Annotated in this window: 15 protein-coding genes; 8 read left to right on the plus strand and 7 right to left on the minus strand. The window is 34.9% G+C overall.

The window, feature by feature from the left end; genetic code table 11:
- Positions 1 to 97 precede the first annotated feature (97 nt).
- Both EKM79_RS00805 and EKM79_RS00810 read right to left on the minus strand, forming a co-directional pair.
- Positions 98 to 1,981: an LTA synthase family protein gene (locus tag EKM79_RS00805; protein WP_125565234.1), complete on the minus strand. Its 1,884-nt coding sequence runs from the start codon at positions 1,979 to 1,981 to the stop codon at positions 98 to 100.
- An 83-nt stretch (positions 1,982 to 2,064) separates the two neighbouring features.
- A complete protein-coding gene (locus EKM79_RS00810) occupies positions 2,065 to 2,757 on the minus strand; it encodes a FadR/GntR family transcriptional regulator (protein WP_164505963.1) in 693 nt (230 codons plus the stop codon).
- Positions 2,758 to 2,923: 166 nt separating this feature from the next.
- Between EKM79_RS00810 and EKM79_RS00815 the strand changes: the two genes are divergently transcribed.
- Genes EKM79_RS00815 through EKM79_RS00825 form a run of 3 tightly spaced genes read left to right on the plus strand, consistent with a single transcriptional unit; the run spans position 2,924 to position 5,882 of the window.
- Positions 2,924 to 4,453 carry a phytoene desaturase family protein gene (locus EKM79_RS00815; protein WP_125565236.1) on the plus strand — a complete coding sequence of 510 codons (1,530 nt, stop codon included), beginning with the start codon at positions 2,924 to 2,926 and terminating at the stop codon, positions 4,451 to 4,453.
- Positions 4,453 to 5,652, plus strand: coding sequence for an iron-sulfur cluster-binding domain-containing protein (locus EKM79_RS00820; protein ID WP_125565237.1), 1,200 nt, complete (start codon positions 4,453 to 4,455; stop codon positions 5,650 to 5,652). The genes EKM79_RS00815 and EKM79_RS00820 overlap by 1 nt, the downstream gene beginning before the upstream one ends.
- A gap of 23 nt (positions 5,653 to 5,675) precedes the next feature.
- On the plus strand, positions 5,676 to 5,882 hold the full coding sequence (locus tag EKM79_RS00825; protein WP_125565238.1) for a metal-sulfur cluster assembly factor: 207 nt from the start codon (positions 5,676 to 5,678) through the stop codon (positions 5,880 to 5,882).
- Between the two features lie 122 nt (positions 5,883 to 6,004).
- On the opposite strand, the gene EKM79_RS00830 is transcribed toward EKM79_RS00825, so the two are convergent.
- The 4 genes from EKM79_RS00830 to EKM79_RS00845 all read right to left on the minus strand — a co-directional run bounded on the left by EKM79_RS00830 (position 6,005) and on the right by EKM79_RS00845 (position 10,937).
- Positions 6,005 to 7,114 (minus strand): amidohydrolase/deacetylase family metallohydrolase, encoded by a 1,110-nt coding sequence (locus EKM79_RS00830; RefSeq protein WP_125565239.1) that lies wholly within the window; start codon positions 7,112 to 7,114, stop codon positions 6,005 to 6,007.
- Complete coding sequence (locus EKM79_RS00835) at positions 7,115 to 8,206, minus strand: DUF871 domain-containing protein (protein ID WP_125565240.1); 1,092 nt, start codon at positions 8,204 to 8,206, stop codon at positions 7,115 to 7,117.
- A 125-nt stretch (positions 8,207 to 8,331) separates the two neighbouring features.
- A complete protein-coding gene (locus tag EKM79_RS00840; RefSeq protein WP_125565241.1) occupies positions 8,332 to 9,024 on the minus strand; it encodes a GntR family transcriptional regulator in 693 nt (230 codons plus the stop codon).
- A gap of 128 nt (positions 9,025 to 9,152) precedes the next feature.
- Positions 9,153 to 10,937 (minus strand): heavy metal translocating P-type ATPase, encoded by a 1,785-nt coding sequence (locus tag EKM79_RS00845; protein WP_425454012.1) that lies wholly within the window; start codon positions 10,935 to 10,937, stop codon positions 9,153 to 9,155.
- 247 nt (positions 10,938 to 11,184) lie between these two features.
- On the opposite strand from EKM79_RS00845, the gene EKM79_RS00850 reads away from it, so the two are divergent.
- The 4 genes from EKM79_RS00850 (at position 11,185) to EKM79_RS00865 (ending at position 14,662) form a co-directional block, all read left to right on the plus strand.
- Positions 11,185 to 11,544, plus strand: a complete 360-nt coding sequence (locus EKM79_RS00850; protein WP_125565243.1) for an ArsR/SmtB family transcription factor — start codon at positions 11,185 to 11,187, stop codon at positions 11,542 to 11,544.
- Between the two features lie 163 nt (positions 11,545 to 11,707).
- Positions 11,708 to 11,977: a hypothetical protein gene (locus EKM79_RS00855; RefSeq protein WP_125565244.1), complete on the plus strand. Its 270-nt coding sequence runs from the start codon at positions 11,708 to 11,710 to the stop codon at positions 11,975 to 11,977.
- 112 nt (positions 11,978 to 12,089) lie between these two features.
- A complete protein-coding gene (locus tag EKM79_RS00860; RefSeq protein ID WP_125565245.1) occupies positions 12,090 to 12,740 on the plus strand; it encodes a TetR/AcrR family transcriptional regulator in 651 nt (216 codons plus the stop codon).
- A 203-nt stretch (positions 12,741 to 12,943) separates the two neighbouring features.
- The gene (locus tag EKM79_RS00865; protein ID WP_125565246.1) at positions 12,944 to 14,662 is read left to right on the plus strand and encodes an SLAP domain-containing protein; all 1,719 of its coding nucleotides are present in this window, start codon (positions 12,944 to 12,946) and stop codon (positions 14,660 to 14,662) included.
- 118 nt (positions 14,663 to 14,780) lie between these two features.
- Here the strand turns inward: EKM79_RS00865 and EKM79_RS00870 are convergent, their stop codons facing one another.
- Positions 14,781 to 15,734 carry a LysR family transcriptional regulator gene (locus tag EKM79_RS00870; RefSeq protein ID WP_125565247.1) on the minus strand — a complete coding sequence of 318 codons (954 nt, stop codon included), beginning with the start codon at positions 15,732 to 15,734 and terminating at the stop codon, positions 14,781 to 14,783.
- 155 nt (positions 15,735 to 15,889) lie between these two features.
- Here EKM79_RS00870 and EKM79_RS00875 point away from each other — a divergent pair, with 155 nt between their 5' ends.
- Positions 15,890 to 17,905 (plus strand): FAD-dependent oxidoreductase, encoded by a 2,016-nt coding sequence (locus tag EKM79_RS00875; protein WP_125565248.1) that lies wholly within the window; start codon positions 15,890 to 15,892, stop codon positions 17,903 to 17,905.
- Positions 17,906 to 17,971: the final 66 nt, after the last annotated feature.

Genomic DNA, 17,971 nt, shown 5'->3' on the forward strand with positions numbered 1-17,971 from the left:
GTGCATAAAAATAGGCATCCTCATTGAGGATGCCCATAGGCCAAAAATCATTCATCAATACTATTTGACAAAGAGCCTTTTTTATTCGTGCGTTTTATCATTTAGTAAATCCAGCTTTGGTGCTGTATCCCTTACCGGCTGTTAAATCATATTGAATAAGCTTGTAATCACTTAGTAGATGTTTTTGCTTACTACTCAAGTTCTTATATTCAACTTGCTTACCGGTCTTCTTATCAACATAAAGACTCTCTGAACTACCAACCGTGCTCTTTGCCATAGCCGGAGTATCCTCTTGTATTTTCGTCAACATTGCATAGAACGGTGTAACTTTTTGTCCCATTTGTTTGTATGCCAAAGCTATAAACCCATTAGGATCAGTAATCTTTGTATTACTATTCAACTTCTTAGTGGCTTTATCATGCTCAACCGCATATTTATTACTGTAAACAAAATATTCCGTTTCGTGTTGTACGACATTATACTTTTGCATACTGTTGCCATCATAAATACCTGGTAAATGGTCACCATACCAAACAACTGTGATTGGTTTGTTTATCTTATCTAAACTATCCAAGAACGACTTGGTAGATACATCAGTCAAATTTAACCCCTTAGAGAAGTTAGCTACTTGTCCTGCATTCTTACCTGCTCCGCTGCCACTCGCCTTAAACTCATTACCTTTGTACTTATTAGTATAAGGCATATGATTTTGCATTGTGACCAAACTAATAAATTGGCCATCTTTTACATTATTTACTTGCCATAAAGCATCTTTATAAGCAGATTCATCACCAATGTATTGTCCACCATCTGCCGGTGCAGTATATTGAAGTGCCAAATTTCCAGATGTATCTATATTTCTAAAGGTTTGGAATCCAAACTTCTTATAAACACTAGCACGACTGTAAAAATTACCAATATACGGATGGATGGCAGCTTTAGTATTGAATTGATTAGTAATATTTTCAGGATTATCCTGTTTCTGAACTAGTTGAACATATGGCGATTGTAACGACTTAGAGAACTGATTGAATGCTAATCCAGTGAAAGTCATATACTCCATATTAGCTGTTCCACCACCGTATCCGGAACTTAACATTAAGCCAGAAGTATTATCTTTCATGGTTTGACGAATATTCGGAATGGCATCTTGATTGATTTTGACATTTGGAACCCGACTTGGATCAGCGAAACTTTCACTTAAAACAAAAATAAGAGTTTGTTTATTTATATCACTGTTAGGTCGGTCCTGATTAATATCATCCGCAACATTTTTATACTCTTTAACAATGGAATCAATCTTCGCTTCACTGTAACCTTTTGGCTGATCCATCACTTTGACACGAACATTAGTCAAAAAAGTAATCAATGGACCATTACTATTAGTTTCCCAAATCAAATTAGCGGTAAAGTCTGAACGACCAGCTTTTGCCAAAAGCTTATTTGTGAGTGAGCCTTCATCATTTGCCGAATAAAAACTTCCTAAACTTAAAATTGCTAATAACACAAAAATAACTCTCGTAGGCCATTTCATACGCAATAATGACTTACCAAATCTTCTTTCTAGGAAGATGCAAATTGCAATACCAATGAGTAATGCTACAACAATTTCAGCTACTAATTTCAAACTAACCATCGTTAATAATTCTTTTATATTACTCAAAAACATCAAATCACTTGGCAGTACTGGCTCTGTTCTATAGATAACTTTTAATCTATTTGCAACTGCATATATAAGGAAGAAAACATAAAAGACAGCTGTCGAATAAAAGAATCGATTTATTATCCCATACAAGCCAAGATAAATTAGCAACATAATTGCTGCTGTAACTAAGTACATACCTGGATATGTCTGTGTAATAGTGGAGAATGCATACTTAACACTGCCGATTTGTGAATAACTCAAAACAAATCCCATCAACAATGCTGATAGAATTATAAAAACAAATTGTAATATGTAAATTTTATTAAATCTTTTCATTGTTAATAACACCTTATTATTTCTTAATTAACACTTCTATATACTAACCTAAATTTTTTGAAAATGGGAACCAAAATTGATCATTAATAGTCAGAAAGTAATTCTGATAAGCAAAAATCAATCAATTTATCGTTACAATCTCTAGCTTTCGGAAAATCTCGTTCGTTCAAATAATACACAACGTAATCGCGAAGATTTTCAATTTTTTTGAGATTATGTGATTGAATCATCCATTTGCCTAAAGTTAAGTAGATAGACTTAAAGTTTAGGATTAGTAATGGATATACTAAATTACCTGAAGATACAGCCAGTTCATGATAAAAATCAAAACTCATTTCTGGTTTTTTGTTAAGATTAACTTCACTTTTGAATTTATCATAAAAAAGATTCAACTTAACAAAAGAAGTATCTGGATCGCATTCCATGATCATATCATCTTCAAATAGTTTACGGGTATGAAAAATCGATTTGAGTAACGATGGACGATAATTGCCACCATTAAAATTGATAATTATATTGAATGTTTCTAAATTACCATTTTCGTTGAACTTGGCGATGTAATTACCTTGTCTCGGAACCACTCGAATGAATCCTAAACGTGCCAATTCTTTAAGCCCATTGTTAACGACTGAGCGGCTAACTCCAAAATTCTGCGCCATGACACGTTCACTTGGTAATTTATCTCCAATTTTTAATTCTCCAGTCAAAATTTTCTTTTCGAAAAAATCAACTAATTGATCTACTTCTGACTTGGATTGGATTGTTTCAAACTTCACGATTATCCTCCTTTTGGTTCTGGATTAACCAGATACCACCAATAAGATACCTGCCCAATTCCAGTATATCGCTTGTGAATTTATTTACAAAATAATATTAATGTTCGATACTACAGTTAAGAATTTCATTGATCAATGAAAACTTAATTAATAAGGAGGCTTCATCGTGAAAACTGACTATGATGTTATTGTTGTCGGAGCAGGAAATGGTGGCTTAATTGCTGCTGCAAGTTCTGCAAAAATGGGACATTCTACACTGCTGATAGAAAGACATAATTTACCTGGTGGCGCTGCCACTAGTTTCACAAGAGGTAGATTTGAATTTGAACCATCACTACATGAATTGGCAAAATATGGCTCGGCAGACAATCCAGGTAATATTCGAAAAATATTTGATTGGTTAGGTATCGATATTGATTTCAAAGAAGTTCCCGACGCCTATCGCGTGATCAACACCGGCAAAGATGGATTCGATGTCTCAATGCCAACTGGTGTGCCAGAATTCATCAAAGCTATGGCACAGGCAGTACCAGGAAGTGGAGAAAGCATTGGTAAGTTCTTCAAAATAGCCGTCGAAACTGCTCAAGCCTTTTCTGAGATGACAACTAATCCTGAACAAATTGACATGAAGAAAATTGCAAAGAAGTATCCATCATTCATGAAATATGGAACTGTACCTTACCAAAAAGTACTCGATGAACTGCAGATACCAAAAAAAGCACAAGAGATTCTCATGGCATACTGGTGCTACATTGGTATTCCTGGTGATGAATTCGAATTCGGTTACATGGCAGAGATGGTCGTCTCCTATGTCGCCTTATCTGCTTATATTCCTGTAAATAGGTCACATGAAATTTCGACAGCTCTGATCAACTCTCTCCAAAAAAATGGTGGAAAGGTTTGGTTCAATACTGAAATAAATAAGCTTATTGTGGAAGATGGAGCGGTAGTTGGTGTTCGTACCGCCGACAAAGATATCTACGCCAAGCAAGTCATTATGAATGTTATTCCTGATATTGTTTACAGCAAAATGCTGGATTCTAAAGACATACCAGTTCAAGAAATCAAAAAGTCTAATGCTAGAAAAATCGGTACTAGTGGTCTATTAGTTTACTTGGGACTAAACAAATCAGCTGAAGAACTTGGAATCAAAGACTACAGTACTTTTATTGATGATAATTGGGATTCGCACTATCAGTTCGATCATATGAAAAATATCAAGGACAACGGATTCTTTATTATGAATTGTCTCAACGTGGCTAATCCTGGATGTTCACCAGTCGGCACATCAATTCTCTATGCAACGCAACTATTCTTTGGTGACTCATGGGACAACATTTCACCATCTGAGTATCCAAAACTAAAGGATAAGATTGCTGAAGAGTTGATTACACGTTACGAAAATGCCACAGGAATAAATATTCGTGACAATATCGAAGAAATTGAGATAGCTACCCCAGAAACATTTGCTCGCTATTTGCGCGGACCCGAAGGAGAAATATACGGATACTTTGGTCAACCTTGGGATCAAATGATTGCCCGTACAATGAGTTTTGTCAAAGAAGATGAGCCGATCAAAAATCTACACTTCTGTGGCGGACATGGGTACTTACTCGATGGATATAGTTCAGCATATCAATCCGGACTTTCAGCAGCCAAATTAGCTAACAAAAAACTATCAAAGGAGACAGTCTAATGGATAATTTTGAAAAGCAAATTGCTCCGTTCAATAAATTGCTCGATGAGCGTAAAGAAAAAATTAATTCTGGATCCACCAAACCACTTGCTAAAACCTTTCCCGTCAATCAATTAGCTGAAAGGCTTCATCCTGAAAAGCAATTCTTACAGATTTATAAAATAATCGAACATGGTAATGAATCTAAAAGTTTTTATTTCAAACCAAATAAAAATCTTGGAACTGAACACTTGGCTTACTTTCGTGCTGGTCAGTATCTATCATTACGCATGCACATTAACAATAGCTATGTAACTCGCCCATATGCGATCTGTTCTTCTCCTTCTGACGCAATGAATGATATATATGTACTTACTATCAAACTTGTTAAAAACGGATTCGCTACGCCTTACATTTGGAACAATTGGGAAGTTGGTACAAATGTCGAAGCTTCAGCTCCAGCAGGAAATTTGTATTATCAACCCCTACGTGATAGCAAGTATATCATTGCTATTGCTGGCGGTAGTGGCATAACACCGTTTTATTCGATGGCAAAGTCAATTCTTGAAGGTACTGAAGATACTAATTTAACAATTATTTACGGAAGCAGAACTCACGACAATATTCTATTAGGTGACGAGCTTGAAGATATTACCAAAAAAACAAATAAAGTAAAGCTTGTTAATGTTTTGAGTGACGAAAATATAACTGGTTATGAACATGGCTTTATTAGTGCTGAAATCATCAAAAAATATCAACCAGCTGATGATTATTCAATTTTTATTTGTGGTCCAGATGTAATGTACAAATTCGCCAACAAAGAGATTGCAACGCTGAACCTACCTGCTGGTAAGATTCGTCACGAACTGAGTGGGAACTTTGGTACGCCATATAACGAATTGGATTATCCTGAATATGCAAGAGATAAAACTTTTAACCTCACCGTCCAAGTTAGAGATGACAAGCGTATAATTAAAGCTAAAAGTAACGAATCATTATTGATTGCTCTGGAACGAGCGGGAATTGAAGCTCCGTCAATGTGTCGTAGCGGTGAATGTGGATTTTGTCGTTCACAATTAATTAGTGGCAAAGCATTCACACCTGATTCTATTGACGGACGCAGAATTGCTGACAAGGAGTTTGGTTATATACATACTTGTGCCGCCTATCCTTTAAGTGATTTGACTATCAATGTTCCAATTCATGATTTAGCCAATTAATTTAGTTAGAGAGAAAGTATAATATGGACGACAAAATCAAAACCATTAGAAAGCATCTATTTGATGTTATCGATCCAGATATGAAAATAGACATAATCAATCTTGGATTAATATACAATGTTGAATTAAATGATGGTATTTGTAACATCGAAATGACCATGCCAACTAGAAGCTGCCAATTTGGTGAATCTATGACGCAAAATGTCATTAATACAGTTGAAAAAAATTGATTTTGTAGATAAATGTAATCTAACAATGGTTTGGAGTCCCGTCTGGACTAAAGAACGTATGTCAAAATTAGCTAGAATGACTCTGGGAGTCTAAAAAAGTCACCTCGTAAGAGGTGGCTTTTTTAAACTGAATATACATTTCCATTAATAATACTGTACTTAGGTAAGATAAGTTCATCGGTAGTCTTTGTATTTCCATATGAATCTGTCAATTCTTTACTACCTTTTTTAATATCAAATATTGTAACATCAGCATCATATCCAACTTCTAATTTTCCTTTACTACTTAAGCCAAAATTCTTAGCCGGACGTACTGTTATCATAGGAATGATCTCAGAAATTCTGTATCCAATAACTAATAATTTTTCAATACATGTAGACATATCATAAACTGGTCCATTTTCACGATTTGAACGATGAATATCGGTACTCAAAGTTTCTGGCGATAACTTGTAATCCTTCGCTACTTCAGCTGTATGGAAATCAAAGCTGTCGGTACCATGACCCAGATCAAATACAATTCCATGCTCATATCCATCTTGAACGAAATCCTTTATGTCACCATTCTCATCAAGGATACCGTTACTCTTACCATTGAAGCAATGTGTTAGTATATCCCCACGATCCAACACCGCAATTACTTCCGATAAGTCTGGTGGATTGGAGCCAATATGCACCATCAACGGAAGACGCTGATGTAATTTCATTTGAATGTATTTAGCTTCCACTAACGGATTAACTCCATTGTTAACCACTACCGACTTACTTACTCTGGCTTTTATTCCCACAATGAACTCCGGATATTTATCAACTGCTGCTTGCAGATCCGAAAGGCTGATTTGATTCATGTCCTCTAACTCATTTTGAGAATTCATTCCTGATTTAGAAATATTGATCATCGCATACACATTGGTTATTTTATCTCGAGTTACCTCGTAAAAATCATCAATATCATTGGCACCAGTAGACCCTGCATCAATCACCGTTGTAACGCCGGTTTTGTATCCATCTTCATCAGGATCGTCGGAAAATCGCTCTAATTTTTCATAACAATGTGTATGATCGTCAATCCAACCAGCGGTTACGAATGACTTCTTTTCTAAGTCGATCGTCTTATCAGCGACTACATCGACTAGTTCAGCTCCTACCTGCTTAATCTTTCCATTCTCTATCAATAGTTCAACTGGCTCAGAGTGTTCATTCAAGCCATTCTTTATATACAAATCAGCCATTCAAATCGCCTCCAGTTTAAATTTTGACCATGGTGTCACGTAATCCAATAGGAATAATTCCTTCTCAGAAATCTCAGCAACTAAATTTTTTCGGGGATCAATATGAGGTTCTAATACTATTTGTAACTCATTCTTATATCTACCAAATTCATCATTTCCAATAACGATAGCCCCACGACGAAATTCATGAGTTCCTGAACTCTTAGGATTATCATTTGGACCGTATTTTCTACGCACTTCGGTCGATCTAATAGCCAAGTCCGCAATATCTCCACGTCGAAAATGTTGATTATCGAATAAGATTTCTTTCTCAACCTCGTTTATGTCCGATGACAATTTGACCCCCAGACTTATCTGATAACGATCTAATCTACCCAGTTCCATCAGCTCTTCATCCGACGCATGGGCGTTACCAATAATTACACAATCAATTAATCCTGTCGCAAACAAATGCTTGGTTTGAACCAAAATTGGTAAATCACGATGCATTTCTAACGTTGGCAATCCATCATTAACATTCCAAGGCCCCATATTTCCAGATTGCGAAGTTACAAAAGCAGCTGTTTCGATATTCTCATTTCTAAAACGTTTTGAACATGAAATGAAAAAGTCTAACGGTAATCCAGTACCTCTTTGCGGATAAAAATTGTGGCAACCGTAAATAAACGGTCTATTTGCGGAATATGACAAAATATTGTTCAAGTATGCAACGTCATTACTCATATTCAATTCTATATTTATAAGCTCAGGATTATATGAAATCATTGCTTCAGTTTGTCCATCAAATCCTGTATCTAATCTAATTGAATCAGTTCCCAATTGTGAAAAAAAACTTAGGTCGTGATACGAGATTCCCAGTTGTTCAAACATATCAGGCGCAACATCTAATGTAACGCTGTAACCTAATAATTTGGCATAAGATATTAAATTGTGATACTTGTGCATAACTTGTTCTTTGCCGGCATCAACTTCCAGCATACTCATGAAAACTCTAGTGAATCCTTGCAAAGCTGCCTTAGCTAAATATTCCTTATCCTTTTCAATGTCGCTATGATCTGGATATACCGAAACTCCCAAAGTGCGCTTGGTCATACTCTATTCCGCCTTTCAAATTTTGGATATGAGTAACTAATTCATCAAATTTTCTATTAAATATCTCTCAAATTTCACAAAGATTATAACATTATAATAATATAATGTAAACGCTTATACAAAGCCTAGACTTCGTATTCGATTTCATAAGGAAATTTATTAGTATCGTATCTCGCTAATGAATATTCAATAAGATGACCAAATCTATCAAACCCACGTCTGATACGATTTATTGCCAAAGTATCTGATTTGTTTAATAACTTTTGATCTTCATCATTCAGATTAACTGCTTTGAACTCATCTTTGAAACTAGCAACATCTTGTCCACTATCTTGCAAAATTTTATACAGGGACTTATGACGCAAATCTTTTAATTCACTCTTAATTCCCACATTTGGTAAATAGTGTTCAAAAATAATAAATGGTTGCTGATTCAACAAATAAAGTCGCTTAATATATAGTACTTCTTGATTTCCATCTTCTTTGAACGGTGTTCCATCCGGTGCAACTAACTTTATTTCCAGTATCTTCTTGTCCAGATCACCATTTTCATCAACAATTGAAGAAAAAGATCTGGCCTTGGACAACTTGTTAAATAAGCTATTACTAATAACTGTTGTACCTATACCACTCTTCTTAACTAAGTACCCTTCTCCAACCAATAATTGTACGGCCTTACGAATTGTTATCTTACTTACCTTATACATTTTTTCTAATTCATTTTCAGTTGGAATTAATTTACCAACTGGATACTTGCCAGACAAAATATTCTTCTTAATATCTTCGGCAATATTCTGATATAAAATTCCTGTCATCATAACGCTATCTCCGATAGTCTATATTATCTACTTATTAATATATTATAATATAAATTATCTTAAATATTCCTATATTGATTGTAAATTGGGTATTAAAAAAGAGAGTAGCATAATCTACTCTCCAATGATTATTTTAGAAACTGTAATCTAACAGCATTTAGAACCGCTATAACGGTCACGCCCACATCAGCAAATACTGCTTGCCACATACCGACAATACCGAATGCACCTAATATTAAGAATAATACTTTAATGCCAATAGCAAAACTGATATTTTCCATAACAATTTTTCTAGTTACCTGAGCAATTCTTATCGTCTTAGAGACCTTAGAAGGTTCATCACCCATAATAACTATATCAGCTGCTTCAACCGCAGCATCACTGCCAAGACCACCCATTGCAAAGCCGATATCAGCCGTTGTCAATACAGGTGTGTCATTAATACCATCACCAACAAAGGCTACTTTTTTATTATTTTTTCTAGATGATGCTAACAGTTCTTCTACAATATTTACCTTATCTTCAGGCAACAAACTAGTATATACCTGATCCAATTTTAACTTTTTAGCAATGGAGCGACCTACGACTTCATTATCACCAGTTAACATTGCACTCTTGATACCACGTTGATGCAATAATTCAATGGCATCACTAGCATCTGTTTTGGGTTCATCAGCGATTACAATACTACCCATAAAATCACCATCTGAACTTACGTAAACTACCGTACCAATGTCCCTATTCTCAACGAAATCAATCCCTGCCATGGCCTTGTTATTACCGACAATAATTTGTTTACCATTCACTACTGCACTTAAACCATGACCAGCATGTTCATTTGATTCAGAAATCTCAAATTTACTAATATCGCCGTTATAAGCTTGGACAATGGATTGTGCAATTGGATGAGTTGAGTTTTGTTCGGCAGCTGCCGCAACACCTAATAGTTCTTGTCTACTAATACCATTAACAGGCACTATCTTCACTACTTCAAATTGTCCTTTAGTCAAAGTACCAGTCTTATCAAATGCAACTGTATCTACATTATTCAATGCCTCTAGGTAACTGCTTCCCTTAACTAAAACACCTTGTTTAGAAGCCGCACCAATTCCACCAAAGAAGCTTAAAGGAACTGAAATGACTAATGCACATGGACAAGAAATAACTAAAAATACTAGTGCACGTGATATCCATTCACTCCAATTGCCAGTAAATAGTGGCGGAATAACAGCTAGAGCCGCTGCCATTGCGACAACGATAGGCGTATAAATTTTGGCAAAGCGAGTTATGAATTTTTCTGCCGGTGCTTTTTTGCTACTAGCATTTTGAACCATATCCAAGATCTTAGCAACAGTCGAATCACTATAGACTTTGGTTACTTTGATTTCCAAAGTACCGTTTTGATTAATGGAACCGCTCATTGCCATATCGTTTTCTTTAATACTACGTGGCATTGACTCACCGGTTAAAGCTGATGTATCAACCATAGATTTACCAGAAACAACCGTACCATCCAGTGGGATCTTCTCTCCAGGTTTAACAACAATTATCTGACCGACTTGAACTTTACTTGGATCTACTTTTTTTGTGCCTGCAGCAATTTTGATAGTCGCAAATACAGGCTTAACTTCTAATAATGCTGAAATAGATTTTTTAGAATTATTAGTAGCAATATCTTCAAATAAATTTCCCACCTCATAGAAGAACATAACCGCAACAGCTTCCGGATACTCCCCTAATATTAGAGCACCGACCGTAGCGATAGTCATTAAGAAGTTTTCATCAAAAATCTCACCGTGAAATATATTCTTAATTGCCTTAAAAACAATACTTCCACCAATCACAAAGTAACCAACGAAGTATAATGCAATATTAATTGATTCATCAAAAGATCCGACAAATCCAGTCACCATAAAAATGGCTGAAATCACTAATTTCCAAATTCGTACTCTGGACTCTTGATCCAGCCTCTTGGATGATTTCGTTTTCTTATTTTTAACTTGATATTCAGATTGGACATTGTATGATTTCATTTAGAACATCCTCCCTACAATTGTGTAAGTGTTTACATGAATATATGAGCATTCATTCATATTTCATCTATAATATAATATATCCAACAGGGAAATTCAATGATTTCTAAGAAAAAGGTGAAGTATTATGGTAGAAAAAGATTTTTCAGAGCAGGAACATCAAGATGCTCTCAATCATTTGAAGGAAAGCATTCCCGCTAATGAAGAACTAGAATCAATGGTCAACATTTTTAAGGCTTTTGGCGATATGACCCGGGTTAAGATCATTTTAGCATTGTCAAAAACACCTTTGAGTGTTGGTGAAATAGCTGATACCTTAGATATGAGTCAATCATCAATTTCCCATCAACTAAGTCTGTTGCGCCAACTTAATCTAGTTACTAGCGTGCGACATGGAAGAAATATTCATTATAGACTGAGCGACCAGCATATTATTACCATCTTTGGTCAAACAAAAGACCATATTATTGAAGACGAGAACGACTAATTATACTAACTTTCAAGCATTAACTTGCTTGGAAGTTTTTTTATTCAAAAAATAGATTCTTAGTGTTGACTTTAAATTTAGTAGAACTATAATGATCCATGTAATCAAGAAAGTGAGTACTCACTTTCTTGATAGAACAAAAGTTTTTAGAGGAGCTGATATTATGTTTACAACAATGTTTTGGATTCTAGCAATTTGGTTCGTAATTAACGTTATTTGGATGTACGTTAAAAGGGATGATCAGCAACTTCAAAAAGCCCTTGGCTGGGTTAACGTTATTGCTGTCATCGCGGGATTTTGGACATACTTTGGTGCAACTCAAGTAGCCGGTATTGATAATTGGTTCAATATTTTGAATTATGTAAACATTGTCCTTGCGGGAACACAGTTATACTTGGGTTACCGCAATGGTCATAGCGTAAAACACGCTTAATTTTAATATTTTAGATTCACCCCTGATTGAGCTGAGACAAAAGCAATTTTGTCCCAGCTTTTTCGATGCCATTGAATTACAATTGAGTTAATAATAATTTTGAGGAAAAAATATGAAAAGTCTAATTGAAATTTATAAAGAATCACCTGAAACATCAGGACTTACTGATAAGCAACTAAAAATTTTTCAAGCAGCGATAAATTTATTCGCAAAAAAAGGCTACAAAGATACTAGTACTAAGGAAATAGCAAGAGAAGCTGGAGTATCTGAGGGCAGTCTATTCAAACGATTCAATAATAAAGAAGAATTACTGTTATCTATTCTAAAGCCAATGTCTCGCGTTATTTTGCCAGAAATATTAAATGAATTCTCAGAAGAAACTATGAAATCAGGCTACCCCACCCTTCACGACTTCATAAACGTCATATTGCGTAATAGAATGGAATTTTTCAAAGCAAATATTGACGTATTGCGAATATTTATCGATGAATTTATCTATGATGAAAATATCAGACAAGACATGATCGACGAAATACCATATGAATACCTGAAGAATATCAATGAATCTTTTGACAAATTAAAATCGGATAATTTATTAATAGATTGGAATAACGTCGAAATATTTAGATTCATTTTCTCAACTATTTTTGGTTACCTTGCACAGCATTACTTCCTATTTAAGTCTCCTAATTGGGATGAGGAAGAAGAAATATCTCACCTTGTTGATTTCTTGGTTAAAGGATTAACTCCTGACGATAAATAGAATATTTTACGAGAGTGTGACAAAACACGTTTACGCTGCAAACTTAGTGAATTTTATCGTTGTGTCACAATCTTTTTTCTTGACTTCCAAAAAATGGCTTTCTGAAACTTTACACGAAATTTACATGAAATTTACAGGATATATACAATAATCCGATATCATTATCTCGTTCTTAAATTATTAGACCCTTGAGGAGAGATTTTATGAAAAAAAGTAAGTCCCTTGTAATTACGAGTTTATTATTTAGTACTATGATTTTGAACCCAAGTATGATTAATGCTGTTGTTGTTAATGCTGCTGCCAATAATGTAACAGCTGGAACAACTAACCCAAACCCCATTCCTACAGATACCATTCAAGGAACCCCTGATAAAACAACAACAACAATTACCGTTAAATTTTTAGATTCTACAAACAATCTTAAAAAATTTGATGAAAAAACAATAGAGGTACCTAACGGCACTAAAGAAGTCAAAGGTTCTACCATAACAGCACCTAATGGATATATTGTTACTGGACGTGAACTAATCGAAATAAAAAATAATGAAATATTAGTACATATTAAACCAGAAGATTCAAATACTGGACATGAGGTAAGTAAGTCTGACGTCATTGTGAAATATATTAATGATGGCAAGAAAAACGGTAAAATTCCTGATGGAGTTATTAAAGATTTAGAGGACAATGCCACATCCGTTGATAAATCACGTGTGCCAGTGCCATCTGGATATAAATTAGTCGAGAACCAAAACTTCAAAGTTAGTTACGGAATGGTTAAAGTTCATGTTATTCCTGTAGATAAAACAACGACAACAATTACCGTTAAATTTTTAGATTCTACAGACAATCTTAAAAAATTTGATAAAAAAACAATAGAGGTACCTAATGGTACTAAAAAGGTCAAAGGTTCTACCATAACAGCCCCTAATGGATATATTGTTACTGGACGTGAGCTAATCACAATACAAAATAATGAAATATTAGTACACATTAAACCAGAAGATTCAAATACTGGACATGAAGTAAGTAAGTCTGACGTCATTGTGAAATATATTAATGATGGCAAAGAAAATGTCAAAATTCCTGATGGAGTTATTAAAGATTTAGAGGACAATGCCACATCTGTTGATAAATCACGTGTGCCAGTGCCATCTGGATATAAATCAGTCGAGAACCAAGAATTTAAAGTTAGTTACGGAATGGTTAAAGTTCATGTTATTCCTGTAATAGATAAATCACCAACAGGTAAGCCATCAAAACCTAACAAAAAACCAGGTCATTCATCATCAACAGATACAACAACATACACAAACAAGGTACAATTCATTGATCAAGCTACAAACAAAGAAATTGGGGCAATGAAAGTCTCTGGTCTTAACGGATCAAAACATAAACTTGTTATTCCCGAAGGTTATGAATTAGTCAGGAATGAAGCTTCAGAAGTTAAAATCGATAAATCTCAAAAGGCATATCACGTAACTGTTATTAAGAAAAATGTAACAGTTGTAAAACCAACGGTAACTGCTCACAAGACTACCTTCAGAACAAACAAAACTACTCAACTATTTAACATTGAAGGTAAAGCTGTAAGAAATCGTGCCTTAATGGCTAATACTAGCTGGGCTGTCGATAAACAAATGACATTAAATGGTACAACTTATTACCGTGTTGCTACTAACGAATGGGTAAAAGTTTCCGATGGTGCAGAAATTACTATTACTGAAAGTGCAGTAGTAAATAGAACGGTTAGAACATCGGGTAACTCAGCAAAACGCTTATACACATCAACTGGTCAATTAGTTGGTAATCGTGCTCTTGCAGCCAACACTCCTTGGTTCTCAGACAAATCTGCTGTTATTAACGGTCAAAAAATGTATCGCGTTGCTACTAACGAATGGGTTTCAGCAAACGATCTAGCTTAATCAAACCTTATTATCTCCTTCCATACTCCCATATTTTTCCTCAAACTTAACAAAACCACTCAACATGAAAAACCGACGACTGTCCTCCAATCAGCCGTCGGTTTTTTGTATACAAGTTTTAAATCATTATTGGCTCAATATTCTCTCTAGTTAAATCAATAAGTAACTGTATAGGATCAGACATCCCTTGAAATTTTCTGTATGTAATCCCCACATCCGTTCTCAAAAGATCATTTGGTATTTTGAAAACATTTAAATTTCTTGTTGGAAAAGCAAAATTCTCACTTACTATCAATGATGATACAAAAGCACAGCCAACTTGCTCTTTCGCCAGCTGGGCAGCAATGTCCATATTAGCTACTTCTGTTACTACGTGTAAATTAACTCCATGATCAATAAAGAAATGATCTAGTACTTCCTGATAATGTGAATCCTGTCTAATACTAATAATATCCTCACCGTTTAACTCACTTATTGAATATGGAAACTCAGGTGGATAACTTCTTGAATCGTCGAACAATAATGAAGTTTTTGGAATTAAAGCATACACAGAATCAAATGATATTTTTTCATAATTTAGTTTTCGATTATAAATGGGCATTCCAATAAAAAAGTTTATTTCCCCGGTCAAAAGAAGCTTCTCAGCTTGTGTAGTTGGCAACTCTATTAATCGAGTCTTTATATCTGGATACTGTTCTCTAAACTTAGGCAATAATTTTGGGAAAAAGAATCTACCTAATGGTTGATTAGTTGCTATTACAATTTCACCGTGAGCATACTTTGCCAAACTATTCATTTCGCTCTTTAAAGTTGAATATTCATTCTTCTCCTTATGTAAATAATCTAATAATAATTTACCAGCGTATGTTAAACGAATAGGTTTGACATTTCTATCCAACAACTCTACTCCATATTTTTTCTCAGCTTGATGTATCGTTTGACTAATATAAGGTTGTGTAACAAATAGACTATTAGCAGCCTTAGAAATTCCACCATTACTAACTATTGCATCTAAAAACTTCATTAACTTATCGTCAGAAATAATAACCACCCCCCATACGTAATTAAGCATCTATATATTATTACTATTATGTTTATATCAACTATTGGAATATAACATTTTTGTTATATTAAACCTCTACAATACTAATACAATACTAATTGTACATACATTGTGACATGATACACAATATAAATGTAATAAATAATTGTTGGGAGGAGAATTTTATGGTTGTAGTTACAGATAATGTTGAAAAAAGAAATGTTTCTCGCCTCTTTGAATCCGCAAAAATAGGTTCATTAAAGATTAAGAATCGTACAGTTATGGCACCACTAGGATTAGTTGGATATTCAGATAGTGAGGGTGGCTTTTCTAAAAACGCTCAAGATATGTATATTCGTAGAGCCAAAGGTGGAGTCGGATTACTAACAGTCGGGCTAGTAGTTTGTAGTTATGATGACTTCGAAAAAGGTAGCGCTCCATGCCCTATAAATAATCCTTTTGATTTCATGAATACCTCTGCAGAAATGTTGCAGCAAATTCATTCTTACGGAACAAAAGCAATCTGTATGATAAGTGCTGGATCTGGACGTTCTTCATTTCCTAGAGCATCAAAGAAAAAATGGGCTCCTTCAGAAGCAACTAATAGATTTGACCCTAATCAAAAACATCGTGCAATGACACATGATGAAATTGAAAAAACAATAAGTGACTTTGTAAAAGGTGCAGCAATTTGTAAGGCAAGTGGATTTGATGGAGTAGAAATTCATGCTGTTCACGAGGGATACTTATTTGACCAATTCGCAATGAGTTTGTTTAACCACAGAGATGATGAATTTGGTGGAGACTTGGAGCACAGATTAAAGGTTGTTACAGATATAGTTAAAGGTATAAAAGCGCAATGTGGACAAGACTTCCCTGTATCAATTAGATACTCTCTAAAGAGCTTTATTAAAGAAATAAGAAATGGTGCTCTACCTGGTGAAAAATTCCAAGAAAAAGGTAGAGATATATCTGAAGGATTGGAAGCAGCCAAAATACTTGAGGCAGCTGGATACGACATGCTAAATGTAGATGCTGGAACATATGACGCATGGTTCTGGAATCATCCACCAATGTACTTCGATAAAAAAGGCATTTATAACACCTTCGGTGCACAAGTTAAATCTGCCGTAAAAATACCAGTAGCTGTTGCTGGTAGAATGGATGACCCAGAAGTAATTAATAATGCACTAGATCAAGGTATTGATTTAGTAGAGTTCGGACGGCCTTTATTAGCTGATCCAGATTTACCAAATAAAATTAAGGCTGATGACTGGGAAGACATAAGACCTTGCATCTCCTGCCAAGATGGTTGTCTGGCCAGACTTGAAAAAGGTTTACCTTTCTCATGTACTGTAAATCCCGCAACTGGTAGAGAATCAGCATACAAATTAACTGCTCCACTCAAAACTAAAAATGTTCTAGTAATTGGTGGCGGTCCCGCAGGACTTGAAACAGCTTGGATATGTGGAACAAGAGGACACAACGTTACATTATTAGAATCACATTCTGAATTAGGTGGAGAACTAGTTCCTGGATCAAAACCTAGTTTTAAGTCAAATGATCATGAACTTGTATTGTGGTATACTCGTCAATTATCAAAAATGAAAAATGTAACTGTTAAACTAAACACTTCTGCAACAAAGAAGGATTTTGACAGTAATGATTATGATGCCGTCGTTGTTGCTACCGGATCTAAACCAATAATTCCAGACTTCGGTAGCGATAAAATGGTTACTGCATCTGACGTATTAACTAACCATGACAAAGTAGGACAAAAAGTTACTGTTGTTGGTGGCGGACTTGTTGGATGTGAAACAGCATTGTGGCTAGAACGTAAAGGAAAAGATGTCACGATTGTAGAAATGTCAGATGATATTTGCGGTGGTCCGCATGCACAATCATTTGCTAACTATCAAATGGTGAAAGAACTATTACCTTATGAAGGTATTGATGTAAAATTAAATACCAAAGTTGAATCAATAGAAAATACAAATGTTAAAGTAACAAATTCAAATGGTAATGATGAAACGATCCCAGGTGATGACGTCGTTTGTACCCTAGGATATACACCTAATAATCCATTTATGCATTTACTGGCAACAACCGATAAAGAATCATATCTAATTGGTGATTCTCATAATGTTTCTAACATAATGGGAGCAATTTGGTCAGCTTATGCAGTAGCTAAAGACATATAAAATAATCCACAAAAAACGTCTGGCAAAAGTCAGGCGTTTTCGGTTTTATACTTTTTAGTATTGATG

Source organism: Companilactobacillus insicii, assembly GCF_003946015.1.
GTDB classification, from domain to species: domain Bacteria; phylum Bacillota; class Bacilli; order Lactobacillales; family Lactobacillaceae; genus Companilactobacillus; species Companilactobacillus insicii.

Coding starts and splice junctions, on each gene's coding strand:
- EKM79_RS00855 (WP_125565244.1), top strand. CDS start 11,708: ATGTTTACAACAATGTTTTGGATTCTAGCAATTTGGTTCGTAATTAAC.
- EKM79_RS00875 (WP_125565248.1), top strand. CDS start 15,890: ATGGTTGTAGTTACAGATAATGTTGAAAAAAGAAATGTTTCTCGCCTC.
- EKM79_RS00825 (WP_125565238.1), top strand. CDS start 5,676: ATGGACGACAAAATCAAAACCATTAGAAAGCATCTATTTGATGTTATC.
- EKM79_RS00840 (WP_125565241.1), bottom strand. CDS start 9,024: ATGATGACAGGAATTTTATATCAGAATATTGCCGAAGATATTAAGAAG.
- EKM79_RS00845 (WP_425454012.1), bottom strand. CDS start 10,937: ATGGTGACTGGATTTGTCGGATCTTTTGATGAATCAATTAATATTGCA.
- EKM79_RS00865 (WP_125565246.1), top strand. CDS start 12,944: ATGAAAAAAAGTAAGTCCCTTGTAATTACGAGTTTATTATTTAGTACT.
- EKM79_RS00860 (WP_125565245.1), top strand. CDS start 12,090: ATGAAAAGTCTAATTGAAATTTATAAAGAATCACCTGAAACATCAGGA.
- EKM79_RS00870 (WP_125565247.1), bottom strand. CDS start 15,734: ATGCTTAATTACGTATGGGGGGTGGTTATTATTTCTGACGATAAGTTA.
- EKM79_RS00835 (WP_125565240.1), bottom strand. CDS start 8,206: ATGACCAAGCGCACTTTGGGAGTTTCGGTATATCCAGATCATAGCGAC.
- EKM79_RS00805 (WP_125565234.1), bottom strand. CDS start 1,981: ATGAAAAGATTTAATAAAATTTACATATTACAATTTGTTTTTATAATT.
- EKM79_RS00820 (WP_125565237.1), top strand. CDS start 4,453: ATGGATAATTTTGAAAAGCAAATTGCTCCGTTCAATAAATTGCTCGAT.
- EKM79_RS00830 (WP_125565239.1), bottom strand. CDS start 7,114: ATGGCTGATTTGTATATAAAGAATGGCTTGAATGAACACTCTGAGCCA.
- EKM79_RS00850 (WP_125565243.1), top strand. CDS start 11,185: ATGGTAGAAAAAGATTTTTCAGAGCAGGAACATCAAGATGCTCTCAAT.